The organism is Vibrio sp. V03_P4A6T147 (assembly GCF_002241085.1).
GTDB lineage: Bacteria > Pseudomonadota > Gammaproteobacteria > Enterobacterales > Vibrionaceae > Vibrio > Vibrio anguillarum.
Genome location: NZ_NDIO01000106.1, coordinates 1 through 6,890 on the forward strand (window position 1 = coordinate 1; position 6,890 = coordinate 6,890).

Below are 6,890 nucleotides of genomic sequence, written 5' to 3' on the forward strand. Positions count from 1 at the left end.
ATCTAGAGATTCTTCACATAGTTACTCACAGAAAAGGTGAATAAATGTGGCTGGTGTCGCATTATTTTGTTGATAACTTTAAATTTGATGAAAAGTTATCCAATTAATGATTAGGAACACATAAATCTCGTGTTAATCACACTAGTAAGTTTGCTCCTATTGGGGATATGTGGAAAAATCAAAGCAATTAAGATTTTACTAGAGGTTGGCCAGTGATCGATGGCGATGGTTACCGACTCAATGTTGGTATTGTGATTTGTAACAACCATGGTCAGGTATTCTGGGCGAAACGATACGGACAACACTCTTGGCAGTTTCCACAAGGTGGAATTGACGACGATGAAACTCCTGAACAAGCGATGTTTAGAGAGCTTTACGAAGAGGTTGGGCTTACAAAGAAAGATGTGAAAATCATAGCAACAAGCCGTCATTGGTTAAGATATAAATTACCAAAACGGCTCGTTCGTTGGGATTCTCAACCTGTCTGTATTGGGCAAAAACAGAAATGGTTTCTTCTGCGCTTAGAGTGTGATGAATCAAGAATCAACATGCAGCGCGGCAGTACCCCTGAATTTGATGGTTGGCGTTGGGTCAGTTATTGGTATCCAGTGAGGCAAGTAGTCTCTTTCAAGCGAGATGTTTATCGTCGCGCCATGAAAGAGTTTGCATCATTCGCGATGCCATTTAAAGAACGTAATAACAAAGGTAAGCGCAAAAATAAAAGAGGATAGACATGCTCTCTCAGCTAAGGGAAATAGTTGAACAAGTATCCAAGGTAGAAGATGTACACCAAGCCTTGGATATTTTGGTTAAGCAAACGTGCAATGCGATGAGTACCGAGTGTTGCACTGTCTATCTTGCTAACGAAGAAAAACATCGTCTAGAACTGATGGCAACGCAAGGCTTAAAGTTCAAAGGCGACAAAATCCACATCGGTTTTGACGAAGGTTTAGTGGGCTTAGTGAAACGTTCAGCTGAGCCAATCAACATTGCCGAAGCGTCGAAACATCCTAATTTTAAATACTTCAAACAGCTTGGCGAAGAGGTGTATCAAAGCTTTCTTGGTACGCCGATTATTCATCGCAAGCGAGTATTGGGTGTCTTGGTCGTGCAGCAAAAAACACCTCGCTTATTTAGTGAGATGGAAGAGTCTTTTATTGTCACTCTGGCGGCGCAAGTGGCCGTGATTATTGCTCATGCTCAAACACAAGGGCAGTGGCTGCTTTCGAAAAAGCAGTTATCCACCAGTGGCATTGCTGCGTCATCTGGCATCGCGATTGGTGAGTTTTGGTGGGATGACACCCAGCCTCAACTGTCTGATGTTTACCCCGCCTCAACGCTCGATATTGAACGAGAACAAGAGTGGCTAGTGCTGGCGGTAGAAAGCGCCTTGAACGATTTTCGTCGTTTAAGAAAAAAACTCGATAGTGATATTAATAAAGATGCGTTAGCCATCTTCGATCTCTTTACTCATCTACTCAATGATCCGATGCTACGCAACGATCTGAAAAGCCAGATCCAAAAAGGCGATCGTGCAGATTGGGCATTACGGCAGGTTGTGGAGAGTTATTCCAACCGTTTTGCGAAGATGTCAGATGTTTACTTACGTGAGCGTGCACAGGATATTCGTGAGCTAGGTCAGCGACTGCTATTTTTTTTGCACAACACTGAGCATGATCAGCAGCAACTTGATAAACCGATCATTTTGGTGGTACGCGAACTTACTGCTTCAATTCTCGCCGCTATTCCTAAAGATAAATTACTGGCGGTGGTCTCTTTAGAAGGGGCTGCCAATTCCCACGCAGCAATATTGTCACGGGCGCTGGGCATTCCTGCAGTGATGGGAATTTCACTTAATCTCAAGGAGATCAACGGTAAAAAGGGCATTGTCGATGGTTATAGCGGCAAGGTTTTTATCTCACCAAATAGACAAATTCTGGCGGAATATCGCGCTTTAGCTTATGAAGAAAGCGAACTTTCTCAAATGGTTAATGAAACCATTGCAGAAGCTCCTTTTACGCAAGATGGCACACGTATTGAAGTGATGCTCAATGCTGGATTAAGCGCGGATACCAACATCGCAATTAACCAAGGGGTTGATGGTGTCGGGCTGTATCGAACCGAAATTTCCTTTTTGCTGCAACATCGCTTTCCATCAGAAGAAGAACAAGTGCAGCAGTATCGCAGCGTTTTGAACGCTTATCCTGATAAACGGGTGGTGATGAGAACGTTAGACATTGGTGGCGATAAAGCACTGCCTTATCTACCCATTGAAGAAGACAATCCCTTTCTTGGCTGGCGAGGCATTCGTTTTACGCTCGATCATCCCGATATCTTTTTGATTCAACTGCGGGCGATGATGCGTGCCAGCGGCGATAACCAAAATCTCAGCATTTTATTGCCCATGATTTCAGGAACGAAAGAGTTGGACGACGCAATGCGGTTGATTGAGCAAGCGTATCGAGAAGTCTCTAGCGTTGATGATCGGATCATAATGCCCAAGATTGGCATTATGATTGAAGTACCATCGATGATTTATCTTCTACCATTGATTGCGAGCAAAGTGGACTTTGTTTCGGTTGGAACCAACGATTTAACCCAATATTTGTTGGCCGTTGATCGGAACAATGCACATGTTGCTGATGTCTATGACTCCATGCATCCAGCGGTGGTGATGGCGCTTAAACAGATTTTAGAGACTTGTCAGTCTCATCGTATACCTGTTTGCGTGTGTGGTGAGTTGGCCGGAGACCCTATCGGTTCACTGTTATTAATTGGTTTGGGTTATCGCATGCTAAGTATGAATACCTCCAACGTAGCCAAGGTCAAATATTTAGTGAGGCACTCTCAATTAGGACAGTTACGACAACTTGCTGACAAAGCGTTGATGCAACCTTACGGCAACGACATTTATAATATGATGCACTCATACTTTGAAGATAAAGGCTTTGCTGGCTTTATCCGCGCAGGCAAAAAATAGGAAGCAATGTGAATTTTGAGTTGATGGTGTTGCTGGTGTTATTGGGCTCAGTCGTTGGTTTTATGGCTGGTTTACTGGGCATTGGTGGTGGTTTAATTGTCGTTCCGGCGTTGCTTCTTTTGCTTCCCAAGGCGGGTATTTCCCCCGAACTTAGTATGCATTTAGCGTTAGCGACATCGCTAGCGACCATCATTGTTACTTCGGCTTCTTCGGCATTAAATCACCTTAAATTGGGCAATGTGGATATGTTTGTCGTCAAGTGGCTCATGCCCGGCGTTATCGTCGGTGGGTTTGTTGGCTCAATGATCGCAGATGTGATTCCGACTCAATATCTACCGAAAGTATTTGGCGTGATTGTTTTTTGCCTGGCGATTCAAATGTTTTTATCGATAAAAGCGCAAATGCAAAGATCGATGCCCGGTGCGTGGGTGACCATGCTATGTGGCAGTGGTATTGGTATTGTCTCTAGTTTAGCGGGAATTGGTGGCGGTTCGCTCTCCGTTCCTTTTTTGAATCGTCATGGCGTTGAAATGCGTAAAGCCGTCGGTTCTTCTTCTGTCTGTGGGTGTGTGATCGCAATCTCTGGCATGATTGGTTTTATTTTGCACGGTTATCAAGTGGAGAATTTACCACCTTACAGCATTGGCTATGTCTATTTGCCTGCGTTAGTCGCCATTGCTTCGACCTCAATTCTCACTACTCGATTAGGAGCGCGTTACGCGACTCAGTTACCGACGGCGGTATTGAAAAAAATATTCTCCGTTTTTCTGATGGTTATAGCGGCAACTATGCTGTTTTAATCACTTATTATCTTCACCTCATTTTTAGTAAGAGAACACGTTTATGTCTCAGGGTTTTATACAGTTCCCAAATATTGATCCCGTGCTGATTGCGATTGGCCCTATATCCATTCGCTGGTACGGCTTAATGTATTTAGTTGGTTTTGTTTTTGCGATGTGGCTTGCCAATCGCAGAGCGGACAAACCAAATAGTGGCTGGACTCGTGAGCAAGTCTCGGATTTGCTGTTTGCTGGATTTTTAGGGGTGGTCATTGGTGGTCGTGTCGGTTATGTGTTGTTTTACAATTTTGATCTGTTTCTCCAAGACCCGCTCTATCTCTTTAAAGTGTGGACAGGCGGGATGTCTTTCCATGGTGGTCTACTTGGCGTGATCAGTGCAATGTTTTGGTATGCACGTAAAAATAACCGGACGTTTTTTGGTGTCGCCGATTTTGTGGCTCCTTTGGTTCCATTTGGTTTAGGCATGGGACGACTAGGCAACTTCATGAACAGTGAATTGTGGGGGCGAGTAACCGATGTTCCATGGGCGATCATTTTTCCAAACGGCGGGCCTTTGCCTCGTCATCCATCACAGCTTTATGAGTTTTTCTTAGAAGGGATTGTGCTGTTTATTATATTGAACCTGTTTATCCGCAAAAATCGGCCAATTGGTTCAGTCTCAGGGCTATTTTTGATAGGCTACGGAACATTCCGTTTCCTTGTCGAATATGTTCGTGAACCTGATGCACAATTAGGATTGTTCGCTGGATTTATCTCCATGGGGCAAATCCTGTCGCTACCGATGATCATTGTCGGTGCACTGATGATGGTATGGGCGTACAAGGTTAACCATAAAGTGACTCAATAGTGTTAAGGATAGTTTGTGAAACAGTATCTTGAACTTTGTCAGCGAATTGTTGATGAGGGCGTTTGGATCGAAAATGAACGTACCGCCAAACGCTGCCTAACGGTGGTTAACGCTGATCTCACCTATGATGTAGGTCAGAATCAATTCCCGTTAGTGACAACGCGTAAAAGCTTCTGGAAAGCCGCAGTTGCTGAGCTACTTGGTTATATTCGTGGCTACGATAATGCAGCCGATTTTCGCGCTTTAGGAACCAAAACGTGGGATGCGAATGCGAATTTAAATATAGCTTGGCTTAACAATCCATACCGCAAAGGTGAAGATGATATGGGCCGCGTGTATGGAGTTCAAGGACGTGCGTGGGCCAAGGCGGATGGTGGGCAGATTGATCAACTGCGTAAGATTGTTGATGATCTTTCACGTGGCGTTGATGATAGAGGCGAAATCCTAAACTTTTACAACCCAGGTGAGTTTCATATGGGTTGCTTGCGCCCCTGCATGTACAGTCATCACTTTTCGTTGTTGGGTGATACTTTGTATCTCAATAGTACGCAACGCTCGTGTGATGTCCCGCTTGGCTTGAATTTTAATATGGTTCAGGTCTACGTGTTCCTCGCAATTATGGCGCAAATTACCGGCAAAAAAGCGGGCGTGGCCTACCATAAGATCGTCAATGCGCATATCTATGAAGACCAACTGGCGTTGATGAAAGATGTACAACTTAAGCGTGATCCACTACCTATGGCGAAGTTTCATATCAACCCGAAAATTAAAACGCTAGAAGATCTTGAAACTTGGGTTACCTTGGATGATTTCTGGATTGAAGGCTACCAATGCCATGATGCCATCCAGTACCCGTTTTCGGTTTAGTTGCTCTCTCGCATTATTAAAAAGTACTGTTTTCTAGTTGTAAAAAATCCCCGAAGCGTTGCTCAGGGATTTTTTTTGATCTGTCGTGTGGTTTGTTCGTTACTTAAGCCGTTAGTGCCAGTATACCGCCAGGCATAATGATAAAGACCGATAGTAAATAACCCGCAACGACCGCTTTATTCTTTGTTGCCATCTCAGCAATCATTTCTGCGCCTTTAATTGGCAGTTCACGTAAAAACGGAACACCATAGATCAACACAGTGGCTAATACATTAAAGGTTAAGTGGACTAAAGCAATTTGCAAGGCAAATACCGCAAACTCACCAGAAACGGCCGTTGCCGCGAGTAGGGCGGTAATGCAAGTGCCAATATTAGCCCCTAAAGTGAATGGGTAAACATCGCGTACTTTCAATACACCAGTGCCGACCAGCGGAACCATTAAACTGGTGGTAGTTGAAGAAGATTGAACCAATACAGTGACGATTGAACCTGAAAGGATACCGTGCAGCGGTCCGCGTCCAATGGCATCTTTGAGTATCTCTTTCGCACGACCCACCATCAAACTCTTCATGAGCTTACCCATGACAGTGATAGCCACAAAAATGGTCGCAATACCAAGAACAATCAACATCACGCCACCTACAACTTCACCAAAAGTGATCAGCTGGCCTTTTAGTGCCGTGATAATTGGGCTCGTGATAGGTTTGATAAAATCGAGTCCTTTCATGCTCATATCACCAGTAGAGAGCAAAGGTGACACAAGCCAATGAGAAATTTTCTCTAAAATACCAAACATCATCTCTAACGGTAGGAAAATCAGTACCGCCAAAAGATTAAAGAAGTCGTGAATTGTTGCACTTGCAAAAGCGCGTTTAAATTCGACTTGGCAACGAACGTGTCCAAGGCTAACAAGCGTGTTGGTTACTGTGGTGCCAATATTGGCACCCATGACCATTGGGATCGCCATTTCAACAGGTAATCCGCCAGCCACAAGACCGACAATGATAGAGGTTACGGTGCTTGAAGATTGAATCAATGCTGTGGCGACTAACCCTATCATCAACCCCGCTATTGGGTGTGAGGCAAACTCAAACAGTACCTTAGCTTGATCACCTGTCGCCCATTTAAATCCACTACCTACCATCGCCACTGCAAGTAGCAGTAGGTAGAGCATGAATGCCAAGTTCGCCCAACGCAGCCAACGAGTGGTACTCGCAATGGGTGCAGCAGTAGTTGTCGCTTGGTTCATTTTCTTTTCTCCATTGACCTTTTGAGTGTTGTTCGGTCTGTTGTTGAATCTGAGCGAGATAGTAGAGAATAATTATTTCATTTATATGACAGTGAGTTTCTCATTGATAACTCTGATAAAAACAAGTTTCACGGTGACTTTTAATTC

6 protein-coding genes are annotated in these 6,890 nt (G+C 44.2%); 5 read left to right on the forward strand and 1 reads right to left on the reverse strand.

Annotation, left to right across the window (positions count from 1 at the left end; genetic code table 11):
• Positions 1-212 precede the first annotated feature (212 nt).
• The 5 genes from rppH to B9J84_RS04160 are packed head-to-tail and all read left to right on the forward strand — an operon-like array spanning position 213 to position 5,494.
• Positions 213-731, forward strand: a complete 519-nt coding sequence (rppH, locus tag B9J84_RS04140; RefSeq protein WP_010319133.1) for an RNA pyrophosphohydrolase — start codon at positions 213-215, stop codon at positions 729-731.
• A 2-nt stretch (positions 732-733) separates the two neighbouring features.
• Positions 734-2,980, forward strand: a complete 2,247-nt coding sequence (gene ptsP, locus B9J84_RS04145) for a phosphoenolpyruvate--protein phosphotransferase (RefSeq protein ID WP_088720923.1) — start codon at positions 734-736, stop codon at positions 2,978-2,980.
• Between the two features lie 8 nt (positions 2,981-2,988).
• On the forward strand, positions 2,989-3,780 hold the full coding sequence (locus tag B9J84_RS04150; RefSeq protein ID WP_013857592.1) for a sulfite exporter TauE/SafE family protein: 792 nt from the start codon (positions 2,989-2,991) through the stop codon (positions 3,778-3,780).
• A 43-nt stretch (positions 3,781-3,823) separates the two neighbouring features.
• Positions 3,824-4,627: a prolipoprotein diacylglyceryl transferase gene (gene lgt, locus B9J84_RS04155; RefSeq protein WP_013857591.1), complete on the forward strand. Its 804-nt coding sequence runs from the start codon at positions 3,824-3,826 to the stop codon at positions 4,625-4,627.
• Positions 4,628-4,642: 15 nt separating this feature from the next.
• Positions 4,643-5,494 carry a thymidylate synthase gene (locus tag B9J84_RS04160; protein WP_094123600.1) on the forward strand — a complete coding sequence of 284 codons (852 nt, stop codon included), beginning with the start codon at positions 4,643-4,645 and terminating at the stop codon, positions 5,492-5,494.
• Between the two features lie 103 nt (positions 5,495-5,597).
• Here the strand turns inward: B9J84_RS04160 and B9J84_RS04165 are convergent, their stop codons facing one another.
• Positions 5,598-6,743: a Na/Pi symporter gene (locus B9J84_RS04165; protein ID WP_017047902.1), complete on the reverse strand. Its 1,146-nt coding sequence runs from the start codon at positions 6,741-6,743 to the stop codon at positions 5,598-5,600.
• Between the last annotated feature and the right edge of the window lie 147 nt (positions 6,744-6,890).

Bases quoted from the DNA above. Each gene is read 5' to 3' on its own strand.
- lgt (WP_013857591.1), top strand. From the start codon at position 3,824: ATGTCTCAGGGTTTTATACAGTTCCCAAATATTGATCCCGTGCTGATT.
- B9J84_RS04165 (WP_017047902.1), bottom strand. From the start codon at position 6,743: ATGAACCAAGCGACAACTACTGCTGCACCCATTGCGAGTACCACTCGT.
- ptsP (WP_088720923.1), top strand. From the start codon at position 734: ATGCTCTCTCAGCTAAGGGAAATAGTTGAACAAGTATCCAAGGTAGAA.